The organism is Sphingobacterium sp. UBA5996 (assembly GCF_002429765.1).
GTDB lineage: Bacteria > Bacteroidota > Bacteroidia > Sphingobacteriales > Sphingobacteriaceae > Sphingobacterium.
Window position 1 is genome coordinate 361122 of sequence record NZ_DJAS01000021.1, and the last position, 21541, is coordinate 382662.

18 protein-coding genes are annotated in these 21541 nt (G+C 38.9%); 5 read left to right on the forward strand and 13 right to left on the reverse strand.

Going from position 1 to position 21541, the window contains the following annotated elements; all coding sequences use genetic code 11:
* Positions 1 to 14 precede the first annotated feature (14 nt).
* From B3E00_RS16425 to B3E00_RS16455, 7 genes are all read right to left on the reverse strand, one after another.
* Complete coding sequence (locus tag B3E00_RS16425) at positions 15 to 1472, reverse strand: aldehyde dehydrogenase (NADP(+)) (protein ID WP_293888214.1); 1458 nt, start codon at positions 1470 to 1472, stop codon at positions 15 to 17.
* A gap of 169 nt (positions 1473 to 1641) precedes the next feature.
* Positions 1642 to 2541 (reverse strand): dihydrodipicolinate synthase family protein, encoded by a 900-nt coding sequence (locus B3E00_RS16430; RefSeq protein WP_293881132.1) that lies wholly within the window; start codon positions 2539 to 2541, stop codon positions 1642 to 1644.
* 439 nt (positions 2542 to 2980) lie between these two features.
* Positions 2981 to 6076 carry an efflux RND transporter permease subunit gene (locus B3E00_RS16435; RefSeq protein ID WP_293939333.1) on the reverse strand — a complete coding sequence of 1032 codons (3096 nt, stop codon included), beginning with the start codon at positions 6074 to 6076 and terminating at the stop codon, positions 2981 to 2983.
* 1 nt (position 6077) lies between these two features.
* The gene (locus B3E00_RS16440; RefSeq protein WP_293888212.1) at positions 6078 to 7184 is read right to left on the reverse strand and encodes an efflux RND transporter periplasmic adaptor subunit; all 1107 of its coding nucleotides are present in this window, start codon (positions 7182 to 7184) and stop codon (positions 6078 to 6080) included.
* Positions 7184 to 8455, reverse strand: coding sequence for a TolC family protein (locus B3E00_RS16445; RefSeq protein ID WP_293939334.1), 1272 nt, complete (start codon positions 8453 to 8455; stop codon positions 7184 to 7186). Before B3E00_RS16445 ends, B3E00_RS16440 begins: the two co-directional genes overlap by 1 nt.
* A gap of 90 nt (positions 8456 to 8545) precedes the next feature.
* On the reverse strand, positions 8546 to 9892 hold the full coding sequence (locus B3E00_RS16450) for a sensor histidine kinase (RefSeq protein WP_293939335.1): 1347 nt from the start codon (positions 9890 to 9892) through the stop codon (positions 8546 to 8548).
* 2 nt (positions 9893 to 9894) lie between these two features.
* Complete coding sequence (locus tag B3E00_RS16455; RefSeq protein ID WP_293881142.1) at positions 9895 to 10575, reverse strand: response regulator transcription factor; 681 nt, start codon at positions 10573 to 10575, stop codon at positions 9895 to 9897.
* 468 nt (positions 10576 to 11043) lie between these two features.
* On the opposite strand from B3E00_RS16455, the gene B3E00_RS16460 reads away from it, so the two are divergent.
* Positions 11044 to 11412 carry a winged helix-turn-helix transcriptional regulator gene (locus B3E00_RS16460; RefSeq protein ID WP_293939336.1) on the forward strand — a complete coding sequence of 123 codons (369 nt, stop codon included), beginning with the start codon at positions 11044 to 11046 and terminating at the stop codon, positions 11410 to 11412.
* Positions 11413 to 11441: 29 nt separating this feature from the next.
* On the opposite strand, the gene B3E00_RS16465 is transcribed toward B3E00_RS16460, so the two are convergent.
* The 3 genes from B3E00_RS16465 to B3E00_RS16475 form a co-directional block, all read right to left on the reverse strand.
* A complete protein-coding gene (locus tag B3E00_RS16465; protein ID WP_293939337.1) occupies positions 11442 to 11939 on the reverse strand; it encodes a DinB family protein in 498 nt (165 codons plus the stop codon).
* Between the two features lie 448 nt (positions 11940 to 12387).
* Positions 12388 to 13803, reverse strand: a complete 1416-nt coding sequence (locus B3E00_RS16470; RefSeq protein WP_293881148.1) for a Gfo/Idh/MocA family protein — start codon at positions 13801 to 13803, stop codon at positions 12388 to 12390.
* Positions 13804 to 13814: 11 nt separating this feature from the next.
* The gene (locus B3E00_RS16475) at positions 13815 to 15206 is read right to left on the reverse strand and encodes a 3-keto-disaccharide hydrolase (protein ID WP_293881150.1); all 1392 of its coding nucleotides are present in this window, start codon (positions 15204 to 15206) and stop codon (positions 13815 to 13817) included.
* Positions 15207 to 15878: 672 nt separating this feature from the next.
* Between B3E00_RS16475 and B3E00_RS16480 the strand changes: the two genes are divergently transcribed.
* Complete coding sequence (locus tag B3E00_RS16480; protein WP_293881152.1) at positions 15879 to 16364, forward strand: hypothetical protein; 486 nt, start codon at positions 15879 to 15881, stop codon at positions 16362 to 16364.
* A gap of 31 nt (positions 16365 to 16395) precedes the next feature.
* On the opposite strand, the gene B3E00_RS16485 is transcribed toward B3E00_RS16480, so the two are convergent.
* The gene (locus tag B3E00_RS16485; RefSeq protein WP_293939338.1) at positions 16396 to 16971 is read right to left on the reverse strand and encodes a Crp/Fnr family transcriptional regulator; all 576 of its coding nucleotides are present in this window, start codon (positions 16969 to 16971) and stop codon (positions 16396 to 16398) included.
* Positions 16972 to 17257: 286 nt separating this feature from the next.
* Between B3E00_RS16485 and B3E00_RS16490 the strand changes: the two genes are divergently transcribed.
* Complete coding sequence (locus B3E00_RS16490; RefSeq protein WP_293881156.1) at positions 17258 to 17752, forward strand: hypothetical protein; 495 nt, start codon at positions 17258 to 17260, stop codon at positions 17750 to 17752.
* A gap of 61 nt (positions 17753 to 17813) precedes the next feature.
* Here B3E00_RS16490 and B3E00_RS16495 read toward each other — a convergent pair whose 3' ends face one another.
* Together B3E00_RS16495 and B3E00_RS16500 are read right to left on the reverse strand one after the other, a co-directional pair.
* Positions 17814 to 18923: an AAA family ATPase gene (locus B3E00_RS16495; protein ID WP_293939339.1), complete on the reverse strand. Its 1110-nt coding sequence runs from the start codon at positions 18921 to 18923 to the stop codon at positions 17814 to 17816.
* Positions 18923 to 19621 carry an RNA ligase family protein gene (locus B3E00_RS16500; protein ID WP_293881160.1) on the reverse strand — a complete coding sequence of 233 codons (699 nt, stop codon included), beginning with the start codon at positions 19619 to 19621 and terminating at the stop codon, positions 18923 to 18925. The genes B3E00_RS16495 and B3E00_RS16500 overlap by 1 nt, the downstream gene beginning before the upstream one ends.
* Before the next feature lie 327 nt (positions 19622 to 19948).
* Here B3E00_RS16500 and B3E00_RS16505 point away from each other — a divergent pair, with 327 nt between their 5' ends.
* Both B3E00_RS16505 and B3E00_RS16510 read left to right on the forward strand, forming a co-directional pair.
* Positions 19949 to 20482, forward strand: a complete 534-nt coding sequence (locus B3E00_RS16505; protein ID WP_209575890.1) for a GNAT family N-acetyltransferase — start codon at positions 19949 to 19951, stop codon at positions 20480 to 20482.
* Positions 20483 to 20722: 240 nt separating this feature from the next.
* Positions 20723 to 21256, forward strand: coding sequence for an NADPH-dependent FMN reductase (locus tag B3E00_RS16510; RefSeq protein WP_293939340.1), 534 nt, complete (start codon positions 20723 to 20725; stop codon positions 21254 to 21256).
* The last annotated feature ends 285 nt before the right edge of the window (positions 21257 to 21541 follow it).

A 21541-nucleotide genomic window follows, 5' to 3' on the forward strand; every position in this document is an offset into this window, starting at 1 on the left:
GTCATTTGTTTAAATTATGCTTTAGTCCATTGTTGATTGACTAAACGATCAATTTGTAATGGATTTCCATCCTGCAATTCTTTGGGTAAAAATTCGTTTGGCCAATTTTGAAAGCTCAAAGGTCGCAGAAAACGCTTTACCGCATCGGGTCCCACAGAAGTAAAACGCGCATCTGTGGTTGCCGGAAAAGGGCCACCATGCTGCATGGCATATTGAACTTCTACGCCTGTTGGCATACCCTGAAACAAAAGCCTTCCGCATCTATCCTGTGCCAAGGCAAAAAGATTCTGACAGTCGCGAATATCATGCGCCGAAGCTGCGAAAGTGATGGTTATCTGCCCTTCGAGCTGCTCCATTACCTGTTTCATTTCGTTGAGATCCGCACAAGATATAATTAGTCCAAAAGGTCCAAAAACCTCTTCCAATAACTTAGGATTAGCTAAAACTTGGCTTGCCTCGGTTTCCACAAGTAGTGCCTGAGCAAAATCTTGCGCTGCATTATCCTGTCCTTCTTCTAATATACGAACACCATCGTATTGAACCATTTCCTCTTTTAAACGGTTGTAGGTATCCAATATGCCTGCGTGCAGCATTTTGCCAGTATTGGCAGCTTGAAGTTCTTTCTTCAACTCCGCTTTAAGTCGATCCAGCTGTTCGCTTCCGACACTGACCAAAACACCTGGATTGGTACAAAATTGACCAACACCTAAAAGTAGTGAGGAAATATACTGCTTTGCAAAAGCTTCAAGATTGTTAGTAAGGTAATCAGGTAAAAGAAAGACCGGATTTACGCTTCCCATTTCAGCAAATACCGGAATAGGATCGGGCCTTGACTGTCCGAGATCAAACAAGGCTTTCCCGCCATGAAATGAGCCTGTAAATGCGACCGCCTTCACACAGCTATGGCGCACCAATTGCTGTCCGGCGTCGAAAGAATCCGACACCACATGACTAAAAACACCTTTTGGAGCACCATACATTGAAATCGCCCGATCGATAGCGTCGGCCATTAGTTGAGAGGTTTTGCGATGAGCAGGGTGAGCCTTTACGATAACCGAACAGCCTGCACCAATGGCACTTGCTGTATCTCCGCCAGCAGTCGAAAAGGCGAAAGGGAAATTACTAGCGCCAAAGACGACAACTGGACCGAGTCCTTTGTTATATTTCCTTAAATCAAATTGGCCATTTGGATCCCGATCTATCCGCGCTTCGCTGTATAAACCTGTGCGGACGGCATCGGCATACCTACGCCACTGATTGACGGTTCTCGCCTTTTCTCCTTGCAGTCTTCCCAAAGGAAGTGCCGTTTCCAGATGAGCTGTTTCAATCAATATTTCGCCCAGTCCCTCAATTTCAGCGGCAATAGCATACATTAATTCCGCTCTTTCAGTGACATCAGTTTTCTGAAGAAACTGAAATCCAGCATCTGCCTGTTTTACGACGTAATCAATGTCATTTTGCGTTCTATCCATTCCTTTTGTTTTTTATTGTAAGTAGTATCTTCAAAAATCAATAAAAACCTTCCCTATATTTTCATCCCTTGTGGCTTGAATATAAATAAGAAGGTTCTTTCCGCCTATTATTAACAGACCCTAAAAAGGAAATTTTCTGAACCTTCTTTCAGAAAGTTCAGAAACGTCCCTATAGTTGTGGTCTGGTTGCTATTGAATCTGCAATAATTTTTTTCACCCGTTGTTCTTCCTCACCAATCAATGGTAATCGAGGGGCGCGTGTATAGGGTGTTGAAATTCCTTCGGCTGTTGCAGCTAATTTAATATATTGGACCAATTTAGGGTGAATATCCAATTCTAATAAAGGCATAAACCAACGGTATATTTCTACGGCTTTGTTGTACTCACCCGCCTTCACTAAATCGTACATAGCAACCGTTTCTTTAGGAAACGCGTCTACCAATCCAGCCACTAAGCCATCAGCTCCCAACATCAAAGACTCAAGTCCCAACGTATCAACGCCAGCCATAATCTTCAAGCGATCACCGAAACGATTTTTTAAACGCGTAATATTGGTTAAATCGCGTGTCGATTCCTTCACTGCCTGAATATTTGGTTCTAATAATAGTTCCTCAAACATGTCGAGAGATACGTAGGTACTATAGTCAACGGGATTATTATAGATTAAGATTGGCAGTTTGGTACTTTGTGCTACAGTACGAAAATATGTCACAGCTTCTCGGTCATCAGCTCTATAGCGCATCGGTGGCAATAACATCAAACCATCTGCCCCCAATTCTTCACTGGTCTGAGCAACTTTAATTGCAGCAGCCGTCGTATTTTCTGCAATATTAAGCAACACTGGGACGCGTCCATCGACAAGTTTCAACGCATATGTCAATAAATCATATTTTTCTTCCGTACTTAAAACACTTGCCTCTCCCAACGATCCAGCGATAATTAGACCGTGAACACCTCCATCCAATTGTGCTTCAATGTTTTTACCAAACATATCAAAATCCAAATTTCCATTTTCATCAAATGGAGATAACATTGCAGGGTAAATTCCTTCCCATTTAAATTGTGCCATAGCGTATATTTTATTATTTCTTTATCACAAATCTATCTGAAATAAGATACACAGTCTTCTTATGAATTAATCAACACTGACCTAATATTGACCTTTTCCAGCAAAATCATTCATGACAAACCTGAAGAATGGCTTTTTAACTTTAAATGCAGACTTGGAACTTTTTTCAGTACGCGATGTATTATTTATTTTTTAAGATGAAGTTCGGTTTTAACAACGTAAATGTAAGTTCAACATTTATAATAATATTTACAAAAAATGGGCTATAAAAAAATACGTTCCAATACATAGGGGGCGCGTCGGATTTTAAAATGTCATTATCTGACGTTTTGAGTATTCCTTAAATAGCAATTACACCGATAGGGACTACAACCAACAAAGGCTGCACTGTCAAACAGGCAACCTTTGCATCGTATTATAAATACTTAAAAATGGTTAACTAAATGTTGCTTTCCTTTCTATATGCATAATAAAAAACTATGGGTAATATTGAAAAGGACAGTATCATACACATAATCAATCCACCCACAATCATGATAGCTAGCGGCTTTTGAATTTCGGATCCCATTCCATTGGAAAGCGCAGCTGGTAATAATCCCATTGCACCCATTAAAGCGATCATTAAAATGGGCCTTATGCGGCTCTTTACAGCTTCATAGATAGCAGGTTTCAAACTCATCTTATGTACCAGATTTTCTTTCATAACCCCAATTAAAACAATACCATCAATCGTGGCTACACCAAAAAGAATAATAAATCCAATACCTGCCGAAATTCCAAAAGTTGTTCCGGTGACCCACAAGGAGATAAATCCGCCAATAAATGCAAAGGCGAGGGTCAGCGAAGAAATCAGTGTATCTTTTACATTGCCGAAATTGGCATAAAGTAGTAATAATATTAAAATCAAAGAAATAGGAACGACGTTCATCAACTGTTTGGTTGCCCGTTCTTTGCTTTCAAATTCGCCAGCCCATACCACTTTATAGGATTTAGGCAACTGAATATCCTGATCTATCTGTTTTTTTGCGTCGGCAATAGTGCTTCCCAAATCCCGTCCTTCAATGTTAAAACCAACGCCAATATAACGGGAATTACCTTCTCTATAAATAAAAGCCGGACCGGTATGATAATCTATTGTTGCGATCTCGCGTAGTGGCACTTTCTGATCATTCATCGTCGGTATGATGATATTTCCGATCTTTTCTGGATTATCACGATATGATTTTTGGAAGCGCAGGCGAACATCAAAAATCCGCTCATTTTCGTAGAAATGCGTAACAGATTGCCCACCAATAGTCATTTCGATAACGGACTGTACATCTTTGGTTGAAACACCATATTTAGCCATCTTTGAATCATGCAATTGGATACGCAATTCAGGAAGGCCTATATTTTTAAAAACATTGACATCTGTGATACCATCCACCTTTTTAAGTGACTCTGCAAATCTATTAGCTTTATTTTCTAAATCTTGTAAGTTTTCACCAAAAATTTTGATCACTAGTGGACTTTTTACTCCTGCTACATACTCCTCTACATTATCTTGGATGGGCTGGCTAAAACCAAAGTTGATTCCAGGAAATGTCTGTAGGCTGTCCCGCATCTGACCGATCAATTTCTCTTTTGACAGTTTACGTTTCCATTCACCCTGAGGTTTCAATTCAATATTGAATTCTATATTAAAAAAACCTGTTGGGTCTGTTCCATCATTGGGACGACCTGTCTGCGTCATAATAAAATCGATCTCATCAAACTGCTTCATCAATTTTGTCTTCATCGTTTTGGTCAACTTAACCGATTCTTCCAGATTGACACTGTTGGGTAGAGTTGCACGAACATAAATTGCCCCCTCATTCAGTTTAGGAAGAAACTCTGAACCATAGTGACTAAATCGAACAATACAAACTAACAACACACAGACAAAAATAGATAACGTCCATTTTGGATGATCAAAAGCCTTCTTAAAACCTTTAAAAATGGCATTCCGACTAACTTTAGTGATCTTATTTTCATCCTCTTTGATATTTTTTTTCAGCAAGTATTTACACATGGCGGGCACATACGTCAAACTCAGGATCAATGAACCCAGCAAAGCATAACCGAGTGTAAAAGCCAATGGTGAGAACATCTTTCCTTCCACCTTTTGAAAAGAGAAGATCGGAGTCAACGCGACGATTAAAATCAACAGGGCAAAAAAGATATATCCGGCTACTGAACCTGCACTTTTTTTGATAATTCCTAACTTGGATATCTTATTAAAACGGGCTGTCCCAAGCCGATGTGCCTCTTTTTCCAAAGAGACAAAAACAGTTTCTACAATGACCAGCGTACCTTCGAGTAACAGTCCAAAGTCTAGGGCTCCCATAGAGATCAAATTGGCCGGCAATCCTTGAATCTTCAATAAGACGATTGCGAATAGGAAAGCTAATGGAATAACAGATGCGACAATAAAGGTTGTCTTCCAGTTGTTTAAAAAGATAAAGACGATAATCGAAACGAGCAGAACTCCCTCTATCAGATTTTTAGAGACTGTATGCACTGTATTGTTCACCAATTTCGTACGATCTATGACGGGTTCAATCTTGACATTTTCGGGTAAAATACGTTCATTCAGTTCAGCTATTTTTTCTTTTAACTTTGTCACGACTGCAGATGGATTTTCTCCCCTAAGCATAATGACAATTCCCTGGACAAGATCATCTTCTTGATTGAGACCTACCTGCCCGAGCCGAGGCTTGGCCCCTAATTCTACTTCGGCGACATGCTTGACGAGTATCGGTGTATTGCCCACCACTTTGATCAATATATTGCCTATATCATCGATTTTATCCAACAACCCTACACCTCGTACCACATAGGCCTGATTACCCTTTTGGATAACATCTCCGCCCACGTTGATATTCGACCGCGAAACGGCCTCATATACATCTAACGGCGAAAGGTTATAATTGGCCAATTCTGTTGGATTGATTTTTATTTCGTAAATCTTTTCCTCGCCCCCAAAACTAACGACGTCTGCCACCCCAGGCACACCAACGAGTTCCCGTTCAATCACCCAATCCTGAATGGCAGAAACCTCTTTAATCGAAAGATTACTCTTCACCACATAGCGAAAAATTTCTCCTGTTGCGCCAGAGGGTGGTTCAATGGAACTTTCAGCACCTTCTGGTAATTCAATAGAGCGCATTTTATTACCTGCATATTGCTGTGCGTAAAAGTCTGCTACACCATCTTCAAATTGAATCGTTACAACAGATAAACCAAATAATGATATCGAGCGAACATCCGTTTTCTTTGGAATCGTATTCATTTCTTTGGTGACTGGCAGTGTGACGAACTTTTCTATTTCCTCAGCACTGCGTCCCGGCCATTGCGTGATAATCCTAACCCTTGTATTGGTAACATCGGGAAAGGCTTCAATCGGTGTATGCAAATAGGCATATATACCGCCGAATAACAATGCCATCGTAAAAAAAAGGACGACCAAGGAGTGTTTCAATGAGAATGAAACAATATTTTGTACAACTTTCTTCATCCTATTTATTTATCAATTCATCAAATACAATCAGCTCATTTTCAGTCATCACCTGATCCCCCTCAGCCATTCCTGTTTTGACGAAAGCATAGGTTTCATTCTCAGCAACAATGTCTACTGGCTTTACAGCTAAATCACAATCATTCTTATAGAGAACTACAAAATTCTGATTGTTGTGAAGAATAATTGCATCTTTGGGTATTGCCAACATGTGCTCTTCCTGTCCAGACACGGCTTTTTCTACCAACACATCTACACTCATGCCGGGCTTTAATCTCAAGTCTTTGTTTAACAATTTTATACGCGCTTTAACAACACGTTCATCGGGATCAAAAAAATTCGCTACTTGATCAATATAACCTTCAAAAGATTCTCCTTTATAAGCTAATGTTGTGATCTTGACGGGAGCACCATTTTTTACAAAAGGCAGGTTATTTGCATAAATATTGACCGAAACCCATACTTCATTCAGTTTACTAACCGACAGTAACTCCGTATCATCGCCAACTGTCATACCGGGGCTCACCTTTTTATCCACAATATAACCAGCTTTAGGTGCACGGATATAAAACATACCGTTTTCTAATGATCCATTGAGCAGATTCATATTGGCCTTTACATTGCGAATTCCGATCTGTATGGCTTTCAGTTCACTGTCCATCTCTTCCAGCTCGCGTTGAGAAGCCATACCATCTTTCAGCAAGCTGTGCAGACTTTCCAATTTACGCTCCGTCAAGCGCTTACTATTTTCGAGCTCACGTAGCTCCTTTCCCAAATCATTGACTGATGTGCCTTTAAGCGACACAAGAATCTGTCCTTTCTCCACGTAGTCACCCATTTTGAACGAGACAGACTGCACGATACCGGGTATCGGACTCTTCAGCGCTGCAAGTTCATCCTGATCATATTGGATCACACCATTCAAAGCAATCTGTTCAGATACCGCCCTCTTCTTTATAGCATCAATTTTGATTTGGTTTTTGAAATCAGCACTAAGGCAGAAACCTTTGGTTGACAGGTTAGCCTGCTCTTCGTTTTTCGTCGATTGACATCCCCAAATTACACAGATGGACATCAAGGTCAATGGCATTAATAAGTTTCTTTTCATTAGACAATATCCTTTCCGATTAAATACATCAATTCTTCTCTATACTGTAGGTATTTGACCCTACGTTCCAATATCGATTCCTTATTTTCCATATAATTATTGATAAAGTCTATAAATTCAACAATGGTCAATCTCCGCTCTTGAAAATTTCGGACATAGCGCTCCAGCGCTACATCAAGATTATGATCAAAGCCTGTATTCATCGTTTTCAAACTCACTTCGAGATTGGTCAATCGCGCCGAAAGGAAATCAATTTCGCGTTCGATGTCGATACGAAATTGCTCGATCTCCACTTTATTTTTCTCAAGTTCCAGTTTAGCGATTTTGATATTGCCCTGATTTCGATTAAATAAAGGAAGATCCATGGCCACCCCCAGCCCTACGAAATCACGCATAATATTTCCACCGCGGTCATAATTGATTGATACCTTCAAGTCCGGTATACGTTCTGCCTTTTCGATTTTCAGCTGAGCATCACTTTTTTTCAATTCGTTTCGGACGATTTTATAGTCGCTGCGATTGTCGAGGGCCATCATTTTCCACTCCTGTTTTCTTCCCTGCAGAAAATGTGGCATGTCGATCGTATCTGATATCGTGAGTGCGGCTCCCTCGTTCCCGAGATAGCGCGCAACCGCATTCATTTTTTCAATTTTCTCCTGTTGGATTTCATTTAATTTGTTCCCAAACGCGATAGATTCGCTTTGAATCCTGAGGTAGTCCATCTCACTTACATTGCCTTCTCTCCATTGATTTTGATACGATTGAGCCAATGTCTGAAAGATATTGACCTGATTATCGTATAACTTTTCTTTCTCCTGCAAGATCTGTAATTCGAGACACTGACTCCGAAGATCATATTTCAGGTTCCGCAGCAATTCTTGGAATTGAAGCTGCGCATTCTCTTTTTCCAGCAGTTGCAGATGAACCCTTTTCTTTCGTTTACCAGCCATTTCGATAGTCTGTTCCAATTCGACCGACACCTGCTGGTATTTACCGTAATTACCGATCAGCACTGGAAGCGATTCGCTGGAGGAGTTTTTCCAAAGATTGACCTCAGAGATTGAGATCGTTGGATTGGGCCACAACTTTTGCTGAAGCACAGCTGCCTCCGCTTGTTGCATATGAAAACGTTGAGCCATTAAGTTCAGGTTATGGGCCAGGAAAATTTGTTCTATCTCTGATTTTTGTAAACGGTTTTCGCCGGCTTCCTGTGAAAATAGCTTACTATTCAGGCCAAGTAGTAGCAATAATGTAATCTGTAGTTTTCTCACCTAATTTTGAATTTCTACAAAACTAACTGGCGAGGATTACAGGTAACTTTAGGGTAAATTAAAGTTTGATTAGAAGAGATTAGAAAACGGTTAGAATTTAGGGAATAGTAGCGATACCGTTGTACCCAAATCGGTTGAATGGATTTCAAAGTCAACCCCTTGATCCTTAAATACAATTTGGGCAAAAGAAAGACCTATACCACTGCCCTTGACGTTGCCTACATTCGAGCCACGATAAAAAGTCTGCTTCACAGACTCCAGTTCGGCTGCTGGAATCCCAATGCCGTGGTCTATAATCTGCAAAGACAATCTACCATTTGAATTTGTCATTCGGACAAGTACTTCTTGCCTATTTGCATATTTAAGTGCATTTTCTATTAAATTAGAGATAGAAAGTGTGACAAGCATCTTATTTCCCCAAAAATTAAAATGTTGCGGTTCATCGACCTGTATATCAATCTTCAGAGGAGCAGTAAACGATCGCGAAAGCTTAGGTACAAGATCCCAAACCACCTCATCGATCCTAAAAAGTTCTTGGGAACGTTTCACGGCCTGATCATCTGTGAGTAAAAGAAAATTACCAATTAGCTGATTCAGAAATTTCACATGGTCGGTAATAGTTTCAGCTAATTCACGATATTCTTCTTCGCTTCTCACTTTTGTGCCGAAAACCTCGATTGACCCGAGTATACCTGCCAGAGGCGTTCGAAATTCGTGTGAAACATAACTAACAAAGTTCTTTCTAATAATCATGTTTTCGCTAATCCGCCGCAGAAGAGCATTATAACTTTCAATAAGATCTTGCAGTTCATCCTTGGTATTTATACTTGTCAAGGGCTCTTGGATGGTACTTAAATCCTTGTGCTGAATTTCCTGGATTACTTTACGAATGGGCAGATAGGCATACTTACTTAGCCAAACTGACAACAAGGCAATACTGATCAATGCTACAAGAAATACAAGGACAAGTGTCATGAGCAAACGATTCAATTGATGATCAAAGTCAGCACTTGATTCTTTTACAAACACAAAGAAATCGCCTTGATTATCGGGATAATACAAACCAAAATAAAAGCTATCTTCTGTTTTTAAATAGATTGTTTTGTCTGTTTTCAGCTGGCGTAATAAATCCTTATTAATTAGACTATCGAAACGCATACCGCCGTAACTTACTTTTCCTGCGGCATTGTAGACTGCTACCATAGCACGTTTGACCAAACTTTCATATTGATTTTTAGATTCCAAATGCTTTAATGGACTCTGTTCATCCGCTTCAAGGTAATAAATACCGGCAATCTTTGCATTTTTTTCCAGCGAGCTTATTAGATGTCGTTCAGACGAATTGTAAAACATCCAGTAAATGACTACTGTTGCAAGTGCGAAAATAATGGTGAATACCAACGTTGAAAAGAGTGTAAGCCGAATCTTTAAATTCATAATCAGTCCGTTGTAAGCATGTACCCCACACCTTTCACTGTTTTGATAATGGAAGCCACATGACCAGTGTCGACCTTACCTCTTAGATAAGAAACATACACATCGACTACATTGGTATTATTATCAAAATCAATGCCCCAAACAGCTTGTAATATTGCTGTTCGCGAAAGAGTTTTATTGCGATTTTCGATCAGATACTTCAATAGCTTGAATTCTTTAGGAGATAGATCGACATTTTTACCATTCTTGAAGACTTCGTAGCGTTCAAGATCGACCTTTAAATCGCGAATCTCTATACTACTATCATTTTGTACATTTTTATAGTTGTCCCTGCGTACTAGCGCTTTAATACGGCTTACCAATTCCTTAAAAGAAAAGGGCTTGACAAGATAATCGTCAGCCCCACTTTCTAAGGCCTCGACTTTATCTTCAATCTCTCCTAAAGCACTTAAAATCAATATCGGAATATGATTTTTTCGATACCTGATTGTCTTTGTAAACTGTATGCCATCTATACCAGGCAACATAATATCAAGTACAATAATATCCAATGAATCTACATTGATCCATTCGCGTGCCGCTTCCGCAGATTCAACGAGGATCACCTGGTTTCCCATTTCTTCTAAGCCTTTAACGACGAAGCTGCTAATGCGGCGATCGTCTTCTACTAAAAGTATCTGCATAGTATACGCTGTTTATTTTTATGTGGGATTATAAAAATCATGAATTCCTCTTAGAATCTTACAAGTATACAAATTTACAATTTAATCGTCCGATAATCCATAGGCGCCCCCACTTCTTCAATCCTGTCCACTGATTTTTAGGGATACATCCAATCAACATTAATCGATTCTGATATAAAATACTTCGCATCACCTAAATTGATTATCCTTAACCAAATAATTAACGCCGCATCAATTGCCTAGCACAGAGCAGCATTGGGCGGACTACCGGATATAGAAAAGATTGCGCCTCAGGTTGAGTTTCTTGTCACCGATGGCTGTTGAATAGCCTGCCAGATTACTTATAAATTAATATTGCTCCCATACAGCAGTTTTAATAAACGACATGATTGTGATTTAAAAATAGCAACATAATTACTATTTTGGTTTATAGGCAACCCAATGTTAGGTACTATAAAAAATGTGCGTATGACTAGAATTAAAGCGTGTTCTATTAATTTTTCGAATAAAAAGAGACTTGAAAATGACTGTCCTGAAGTATTTGCGGCCAATGTGATTGGCGGTCAGTGGGCTTTAGCAATATGTTGCTATCTCATCAATGGAAGTTTGCGCTATACGGAGATCAGAAAATGTTTACCCAATATTACCGAACGCATGCTGACCCTACAGCTGCGGAAACTGGAAGAGCATAGAGTTGTAAAGCGTCACGTATATGCGGAGGTACCTGCACGCGTTATGTATGAACTGACCAAGCTTGGTTATCCGCTCAGACCGATCATCGAGGAACTGGGGAAATGGGGGGAAAAATTAAAACAAGCTCCAGAATTTAATAAATAGGCTTTATCTAACTTCACGTAGTTTCATTTTTATTGGAGGCAACGTGCCGTTACCAGCAATTGGCCCACGTGACGCTGCGCATGTTCTGCAGCATGAAACAACAGGCCAATCAATGTGGTGGGGATGCGTTTTCTTCCCAAAAAACGTTGCTCGGTCAATATATTCGGATCGATTAAAGCTAACTTTTGCAAAGATCTGTTGATCTGTTGATGTAAGTTTTCGATAAGAGATGCAAGACTTGCATCGACATCTTCTATACCTTCTCTGTGGAGATAATTCAATTGCTCATCCGAAAGGGGCTTGCTTTCAGTGTAAGTAAACATTCGGTCGATTACCCCACTGATATGCTGTAGGTGAAAACCTATGCTGGCATTCCCACAGGGCTTTGTCCAGAGCTGTTGTGCAGACAGCTGATCAGTATAGGTGGATACATCCTCTGCGACTTGCGAAAGTGTATGTGCAACAGGCTGCAGCAGATCGGGAATTCCAGCAATGGGTCCGCGCATCCACACTTCTAAATTTTCCATATAAATATCTAATATGTTATTTTCAACTATTAATGTACTGCCATGTCCACCTCGTGAAAATTTGTAAGTAAAAATAAGCTTTGATAACGTAAAAATAATGACTTCTTTTAATTTGTATAAAGAACATCAAATTATTTTAAAATAAATTTGCATAGTGTAGAAAATACACTTACATTTGTATCATCATAATTTAGGTTTATAATTGGTTATTTAAGGTTTTCATTCTCCCCGTTTGAAAACCTTTTTTTTGGGGCTGAAGTAAAGTATCGGTTCATCAAAATAGACCTAATTTTTCTCTCTACATCTAGATTTCGTATTTATTACTATCTTCCACTCATTAATATGTATTGATGGCAGGCGAATCATAAGGATAAGAACAGCGCTTTTATTAACGTAAAAGGGCAACGTTTTACATTGCCCTTCATTTCTATGTTTAGTCTTCGATTCTTTACATCTTATAATACTGTTCCCAGCCTCTAGCCGGTGGAGGTCCGGCTAGAAGAGCATTGGCAAATTTATCATTGACAATTTCTTTTGTCTGAGTATTCAGTACCAATTTACTGTTTAATCGCTGGGCAATGACACCTAAACAAAACACTTGGCTCAAAGGACCTGCAATTTCAAAAGCCGACCGCGTCTTCTCTTCACCTTTACACCCCTTTAAGAAATTAGCAAAGTGGTTGGATGGTGATATTGGCACTTCCGGTAAACGAGCCGCCATTTCTTTCCCCTTCGCTTCTGGAATAATCTGCAGCGTACTGGCGTGGGAGCCACCTTTAAATATCAAATCCTTGCTATAGATAATTTTTCCGGGATTTAATTTAGCGGGCTCTAATTTTCCTGTACTTGGTGGAGGAATATTAGGATCCAGTCCGGATACCCCATAGCCTTCGGGTATAGGTGGCAAATTATCCAAGCCGTCATACCAATTAATATCTACTGCAGGCATTTTTTTTCTTTTTGGAAAATGAAATTTTAAGGTGGAAGACATCGGAAAAAAATACGAATTATACCCCTCTAGCTTTACCGCTGAGACTTCGGTTGGGAGTCCCAAATCTAAAAATTCATGTGCTGTATCCAATATATGAGCCCCCCAATCGCCCAAAGCGCCCATTCCGAAATCGTACCAACAACGCCATTGTCCATTGACAAAATCTTTATTATAATTGTGACCAATAGTCTGCATCTGCCAAAGATCCCAGTCTAGCGTTTCGGGTATCATCTCCGCGGCAGGAAAGCCCTTCATATTCACGTCCCAGCCATGCCATCTGCGCGGCATATTCATGTGCGCATCTATGCGTGTAACATCTTTAATAATACCCGCATCTTTCCAAGCTTTAAACTGAAAATAATTTGCTTCAGAATGCCCTTGGTTTCCCATTTGGGTAGCAAGTTTCGGATTTTTCCGAGCTTTTTCTGTCATAAGTTCAACCTCAAGAAATGTTCTTGCCATTGGTTTTTCCACGTAAACATGTTTGCCCAAATCCAATGCAAGCATCGTTATTGCAAAATGAGAGAAATCAGGGGTTCCTATGCTCACAGCATCGATCTGATTTCCCATTTTGTCAAACATCACCCTAAAATCCTTAAATTGAGGTGCGTCGGGAAACATACCCAATATCTCCTGTGTATGTTTAGCGCCAAGATCCACATCACATAAGGCTACGATATTACAGAGTCCAGTCTTATAGAGTTCTTTAATGATTTCCGCTGCCCTATTGCCTAATCCTACGCAGGCTAGATTAACACGTTCATTGGGTTTGGCCAGATTGACCTTTCCTAAGACACTGTTGGACAACATAACAGCTCCTGCAGCAATAACGGACTGTTTAACAAAGCTTCTGCGCGATAAATAATGATTCATAAAGAGTAGTCTTAATTGGGTGTATTGATTTTTATACTGCGAAAGGAGACCCGATCACCATGGTCCTGCAAAAGAATAAAGCCTTCCTTAGCTTCGCCAAAGTTCTCCCAGTCTTTATACTTGCTGATTTGAACCAAATCTTTAAACGCTTTGGAGCCCCGTTCATAAGACAGCATTTTAATGCCATTCAAATAATGTTCAACTTTATTATCTGCTGTAACAACGACTCTACCCCTATTCCATTCACCGATCGGTCTGCGTGCACGCTCATCACGGTTGGATGTGATGAGGTCATATAGGGATGCCAACGTACGGTTTCCGTCCCTACCCAACTTTGCATCAGGGTGCAAAGCATCATCAAGCACTTGGTATTCTAAACCAATAGCCGATCCTTTTGATTTTTCTTTCAAGGTGACAAAATATTTAACACCACTATTTGCACCTGGACTAAGCTTAAATTCAAATGAAAGATCAAACACAGCATATTTATCTTTTGTGACAATATCTCCACCATTAGTTGATTCTCCGCCGTCAGATTTTAGTACAGTCATTTGTCCGTCCTTGACTTCCCACCCCCGTTCTGGAAATTTATCGCTATGTATGCTTCGCCAGCCTTTATTGGTTTTACCGTCAAATAAGAGTTTAACACCCTTTTTCTTTTCAGCATCGGCCACTTCATTGGGCTTGAGATTGACGATATATACATCTTTAGGAAAACCTTTCGGTTTAAGATCAGTTGTCTTTATTTTTACATTCTTAAAATAAACTTTCTTTCCATCCAATTGCGCCGGAATACTATGCACCTGTAGTCCGATAAACCCTATTCTATCAATAGTATCAACAACGTAAGACACTGGAATATCATTGACCCAAGTACGCAACTCATCGCCGATGGCCTCAATTCGGATATGATTAAATTCTTCTGCTTTATATGCTCTTTTGGCATTTTCATTTAAATCCAAAGGATAAATCCATCCACGACGTGCTTCATCATATATTCCACCCGTCCACGCGCGCTCGGATGGATCAATCTCTACTTGTCTTCCATATACACGCCCTCGTCCATCATTGGCTTTTGGATCGAGATGGCTCCTAGTTTGGATACCTGAATTAGTTTCATTTCCTTCGAGTTTAATATCCAGCTCCAATATGAAATCACCGTATTCCTTTTCAGTAATTAAAAAAGAATTGGGGGTGCCTTTTGTCATTCGGCCGACAATAGCATCTCCCTCAATAGAATAGGGCGCTTTTCCTCCAACAGTCTTCCATCCATTTAGCGTCTTTCCATCAAAAAGGTTTGTCCAACCTTTTTCATTACTCTTATCTGTCTGGGCATGGGTCAATACAACATTGCTGACCATAGCTGCCACTAAAACAGATTTAAATAGTGTATTTCTTCTCATTTTATAATTTAATCTAGAGTCTATAGACCCGGTTTATTTATTCATCATTGGTTTGTAAATCATAACAAGTTTAAGCCACATACATCCTAATTTAGGTATGGGCTATTCATTTCAATTGAATTGAATTGGCAAAACAATATATTAATTAATATAAGTGAAATGAATCAAATGGTATGATTTATTTACGAAAACGTTTGAATCTGCACCAAAGAAAGCATGTTCCATTCAAAAGTAAAATTGTTTAGGCTATATTTTTAGGTTAAAAGATCGAGTGTAAAAAAGCTTCTTAAATAGTGCTTTTAGACTGCCCTTTTGAAGAGCCGATGACAAGTCTACCTAAACATTGGCGTGTTCCTCTTGTGTCAACATGCAAAAGTGAAGCTAATCAGCAAGCTGCATCCGATATCGATTTCGTATGCTGAAAGGCGTATTTGGTGATATGATGATCTTTAAGATGTGTAAACGAAAACAATTGGCAAAATATTTGGATAATACGAAAATTATATACAACTTTAAAGCACAAGCACCTGATCTAAAACAGGCTACAAATTAGTAGAGGAAATTTTTTATTTTAAAACGATGATTTTATCTTATAATCGATCATGGATAAAATTCTAAATTAGTTTTTTTGCAGAAAAACTTACTTAATGTACAAAAAGTAGCATACGAAATATGACAACCAACCTCATTAAGGTATATACAGTAGTTTCAAAAGAAGTAAGGGAAGATCCAGATTTGTTCACCAATCTCGAAGGTGTCTTCTCAACATATGAAAAAGCGCAGGAATATATTGATCAGTTTTTTGGTAATGCTAAATATGGTTATCGATCTATTATTACGACATATTTAGATCCTTTTCAAGAAGAAATCCAAAATAAAAATTCGTATTATAGCATTTCATCTCAATTAGTAGCTTCGCAGCTAGAGGTAGAGATTTGCAAAACTTCTTTTGCGGTTGTTCTCTCTGAAGTTGAACAACTACGCATAGATCCAGCAACCTCAGAAAAACCGCTTGAACTAAACTTGCACTGTTTTGCTGCTTCGGAAGAAAGTGCTATGGAAAAATTCGAAAAATTAGTCTATGACTATGCAAAAGAGCACAACCTTCAATTTCGAATTAATCCCTTCCGTGTTGCTGATTCTGACCAATGTTACTAGTCTTTAGTTGTAGCTAATTTTAACGGCGCATTCAGCGGATTATTCTCTTTCGGATTTCACTTAAATATTCAGGCGTAAACCCAAGAAATGATGCAATCAGATATTGCGGAACACGTTGTACAAAATGAGGGTACTTTTGAAGCATATCCAAATAAAACTGCTCTTTGGATAAAGAGAATAGATATTTAATCCGCATTTGCGCCGCGGCATACGCCCTTTGGTAAACAAAGCGGAAATAACGCTCCATTGTAGGAAATGCCGCCACCAATTTTTCCTGATCTTCCTGACTGATATATGCCAATTCTGATTTTTCTACTGCTTGAATGTAAAATGTAGTGACTGCCCGCTGTTCAAAAGCCATATTGTCTGTGATCCACCAGTTTTCTATCGCAAATTCCGTCGTTTGTTCGACACTTTTTTCATTAACAAAGAATTTTCGAAGCATACCGTTCAATACAAAAAAATGATATTTACAAACCTGTCCCTCTTCCAGTATATTTTCTTTTCTTGCGACCGTTTTTGTTCTCAAATATCCCAGTATTTCCTCTAATTGGATCGGATCTACATCGATAAATTTCTTTAAATGTCCTTTGAGATTTTCTAACATTTTGACAATTTATTGTACAATCAAAACTACTATTCATTTTACTAAAAAAAAGTTCAAATCTATTTCAACGACATTCAATTTAAAAGGACTGACAAAATAAATTGATATATTACGGATAATCATTCAACAGCTGCGAATAATAAATGCGAATAGATTAGACCGTTTTTACTGCTTATCTTTAGGAAAAGCAAATCCAAAATGAGCACTAAACAGAAAGAGCCGTTTTGCAGCAGATAATCTTCGCCTATTTTTAGCAGAGTTTGTATGTTTATAAAAAGAAAAATTAATGATCAAAATTCATTTTAACAAAGGTAAAATTATCATAAGCATGGTGCTTTGTTTTTTCGCGACAGTCGTTGCGCTTTATGCTTGGTTACATAAAGATCTTATTGTAAAACTGGCGTCGACGGTGTGGGCGCTAGCAGCAGCAAGCGTATTTTACCTCAGAATACAGCAAATGAGTCGCTATCAAAAAGGGATAGCAGCACTCACGATAGATCAGGACATGCTCGTAAACAACAGCGCATTAAAGCCCCAGCCAATTCCGTGGACGGACATCGATTGCTTTGTTACCGGTTTATACCGAACGTCTTCTATATTTATAAAATTAAAAGACTCTTCATTGCTACGAAAACAAAAAACAAACCGTCTCATACATCTCTTAAGCTTTATCGACCGTAACCTTTCCACAAAGCCAGCTCGTCTATGGATCGACATGGATGTGATCAATATCAGGGAAGAGGAGCTTATTCCACTATTAAATCAAAAATTGACACAGTAAATAGGAATCGTTCATATCTTAACAAAGGATAATTTCAAAATACCCTTTGTTAAGATGCTATTTATGTTGTGATATACTGAACTTCATGAGCTTCTGTCAACTGAGGAACGTCCAAACTACGGAGCATTTTATCTAACACTGCGTCAGGTAATGGATATTCTCGATCTCTATTCTGTGTGCGCCATACCTGATAGGGCTTTTCGACATACAGTAATTTAACATAGGCTTGGTAGCCAACAAAAAGATCGATCAGCTGCTGACGCATCTGGGAAGTTATATTCGTGGCATTCCAGATAAAATCCTGTCCACAGCGCAAATATTTTTTTGCCTGTTCTTTCGCTTCTTGTATGACCCATCCATTTCTCCTTTTATCAGTGGGATCAATGCGATATTTGCGTCTGATATCATCCAGGCTAATAACGGGTATATCTGCATTCATTTTTTGAATATGATAATCTTTACCCATTCCGGGCAGCCCTGAAAGCACGATAACCGTAGATTTAAATGTATCGAAAGGAACATAATCGACGTAGCTGTCTTTTCCATTAAAATAGGTAAATCGAGCATTGTCTGTTAAAAAGGGACGAGCCTCATTCCAGCAGCCAATCTCCTTGCTATACAGTTCAAACATATCCAACGCATAGAGCAGTGCATCCAGATCGCGACAATATCTACCTTTGGCATCTGCTTCAGCCAACAGCTTGAGCTGACTCATATTTACAGTGAGCGAAGCCTCCAGGGCGCTCTTCAGGGGATCAGCTTTCTCCATAAGCCATAATGGCAAACCATGGTAGCGTACCAAGGACACAATTTGCTCCCTTATGGCGAAAGGAGTCTCCACATCACGAAACAAAATCTCGCGCGCGGTCTTCGCGCCTTTTTTAGCGTGATTTGGCGAACTGATACGTCCATCTGACCCGAGAATGGTGGTGGATCTTTTTTCGACATCATGCAACAAGGCAGAAGCCCAGATCAACTCCTGCTTTTGCCCGTCCAGCTTTTGGTATTCAGGGAGCTCTTCAAGCTGCTGAAGAACCATTTGTGTATGAATTGCTACATTTCCTTCTGCATGATGCCAAGGATCCTGCTGTACCTTTTCCATATCCATTACCCAAGAGAATTTATTCTCTAACGTCGCCCAGTCCTTATCTACTGCTATTTTCCATTCCATTAATAATCTCTCCTTTCCCAAATCATTTTTGTCCTACGCCATGACTTTGTCCAATGTTCATCAGTCTGCACATGTCCCTTTCTTACATATTTAAAAACGTTGTGCTGAAATTCGCCAACACTATATGCGTCGACATTCCTACACACCACCCCTTCCATCGTACATATATGTCCAGTTTTAGCATCAACAGATCCAAACACCGAGGGCTGTGTGGACAAGTTTTCGACTGAACGTTGAAGCTGCTGTTCTGTCATATCCTTTACATTTTCGAATTTTAAAACAGGTACCATGGGCAAATCAAATAAACTAGCGTAAAAAGTAACTTCTTCCCACGAAAGCCATTGATCTTTAATTCGAGCAGCGAAAACATAGTAATAGTGCTCTAGTTTCCGATATTCGATTGAATGTATAGCATAAAGATTTTCACCAAAAAATTCCAAATCATCCAGATCATTTTTTAATCTGGCCCAATGTTCCCTTAGCTGGGCCGTCCATGGCGAGGTAGTCGGGGCCGCATGAGACCGTGCAAATACCCCCCTTTGTGAAAGACAGTTGTTTTCACCATCTAACTTTTCTGTATATAACAGTTGATGGAAGGATTGTATATCCGTCCAATAATGCTGATTAAAACGATCGTCGCTGCTTGTCCCCGGAGAAAAAGGGAAATGGTAGGTACGACCATATTTTGTTGAATTCATTTTTAAAATTTAAGTCCATACTAAAAAATTGAAGACGTAGGAATAGGGTAATCAAATCAGATAAATCCGTTGATTACTTTTCCTCCTAAATATCGACAATGCATTACATGGCTTTACGTTTTAAAAATTGATAACATGAATGATCTACAGCTGCAAAATTATAAAATTTATTTTAAAAACATAATCAATGCTATCGATCCTAGAAAATGAAAGCGGATATGGACACCAAAGCGTAATGTTATTAGTTTGAAATTAATAAAATCATTACATTTGCCAACAACTAAATAACTCGAAATATCGTTTAAACCGAATTGAGGACTTATCGAAATGAAAGATTTCCCACAACTAGAAACAGAACGACTTATTCTCAATGCAATTACTACTTCTGATATTCCACAGATTGTTGACTATCTTAAAGATAAAGTATATTCGGACTTTACATCAAATATTCCTTACCCATACCGAAAAGAAGATGCTGAATATTGGCTTAAATTAGCAGAAGAAGCATATATCAATCGTAAAGGTTTTACTTTTGCTATTCGAAATAAAGATAAAAAACTGATTGGGGCGATCGGATTACACGATGAAGGCTCGGATAAGGCTGAGCTGGGATACTGGATTGCTATTCCTTATTGGAACAAAGGTTATGTTACTGAAGCAGCAAAAGCCATCATTGACTTTGGATTTAGAGAACTGCATTTTAACAAGATTTTTGCGACCTACTTTCCACATAACCCAGCTTCGGGAAAGGTCATGGAAAAAATAGGCATGGAAAAAGAAGCACTATTGAAACAGCATCTAAAAAAAGATGGAAAATATTATGATATTCCATTATACTCTATTTTCAATACGGAAAAATAAAAGAGGTATTCGTGAATAAAAAATCAAGTTTAGCTCTGATTATACATTTACTATACTCATATTTTATGTGGCAGTACCCTTATTCTTTCTGTATTAATTTCAAGGTATTCCATGACTATATTCGGTATAATATGGAAAATTTGCTGATTAACTTACCAAAAGCAGTATGCTAAACTTAAACATATACTATATTTAGGAAATGGCTACATTTAAAGAACTGAGAATTATAAAGAATAAAATATGAAAATATTCGCATTCGCTGGGAGTAATTCTTCCACTTCGATCAACAAACAGCTGGTCAAATTTGTACTTAAAAGTTTTGATGAACACGAGATTAATTTGATCGATCTGAATGACTATGACATGCCAGTTTTTTCCGTCGATCTCGAAAAAGATGGGTTTCCGCGGGAAGCACAGCTTTTCCTAGAAAATATAGCTGCTTGTGATGTTATTATTTGCTCGCTTGCTGAGAATAACCGTTCCTATAGCGTTGCATTTAAAAATGTGTTCGACTGGGCATCTAGGATCAATGTGAAAGTTTTCCAAGATAAACCCATGCTTCTTATGACTACCTCGCCAGGGGGATATGGCGGTGGGAATGTCATGGCGGAAGCCCAAAAGTTCTTTCCGCAGTTTGGAGCAATCATTAAAGAAACATTTTCGCTTCCCAAATTTTACGAAAATTTTGATCAGAATAATGGCGTAATCAGTCCAGAACACAGTGATACGCTAAAGGAAAGAATTGCTGGATTTAAAAAGCAGATTTCTGCCTAATCGTACTTTCGTAATCCACTGTTACTTTTCTAAGCTTTGCAATTCATTCCTTCAATGCATTGAATTTGCTGGGTAAAGCTTTATAAAGATGCTCTATAGGCCAAGTTGCATACTGGCTTGGCCTTTCTTTGCTGATTATTGACTTTCTACTTACTATTTTATTACCATTTTGTTGTCTTTTTACCAAAGGAATAGCAAACAAATAGCAGAGAAACAGCAAACAAGTAGCAGAGAAACAGCAAACAAGTAGCAGAGAAACAGCAAACAAATAGCAGAGAAACAGCA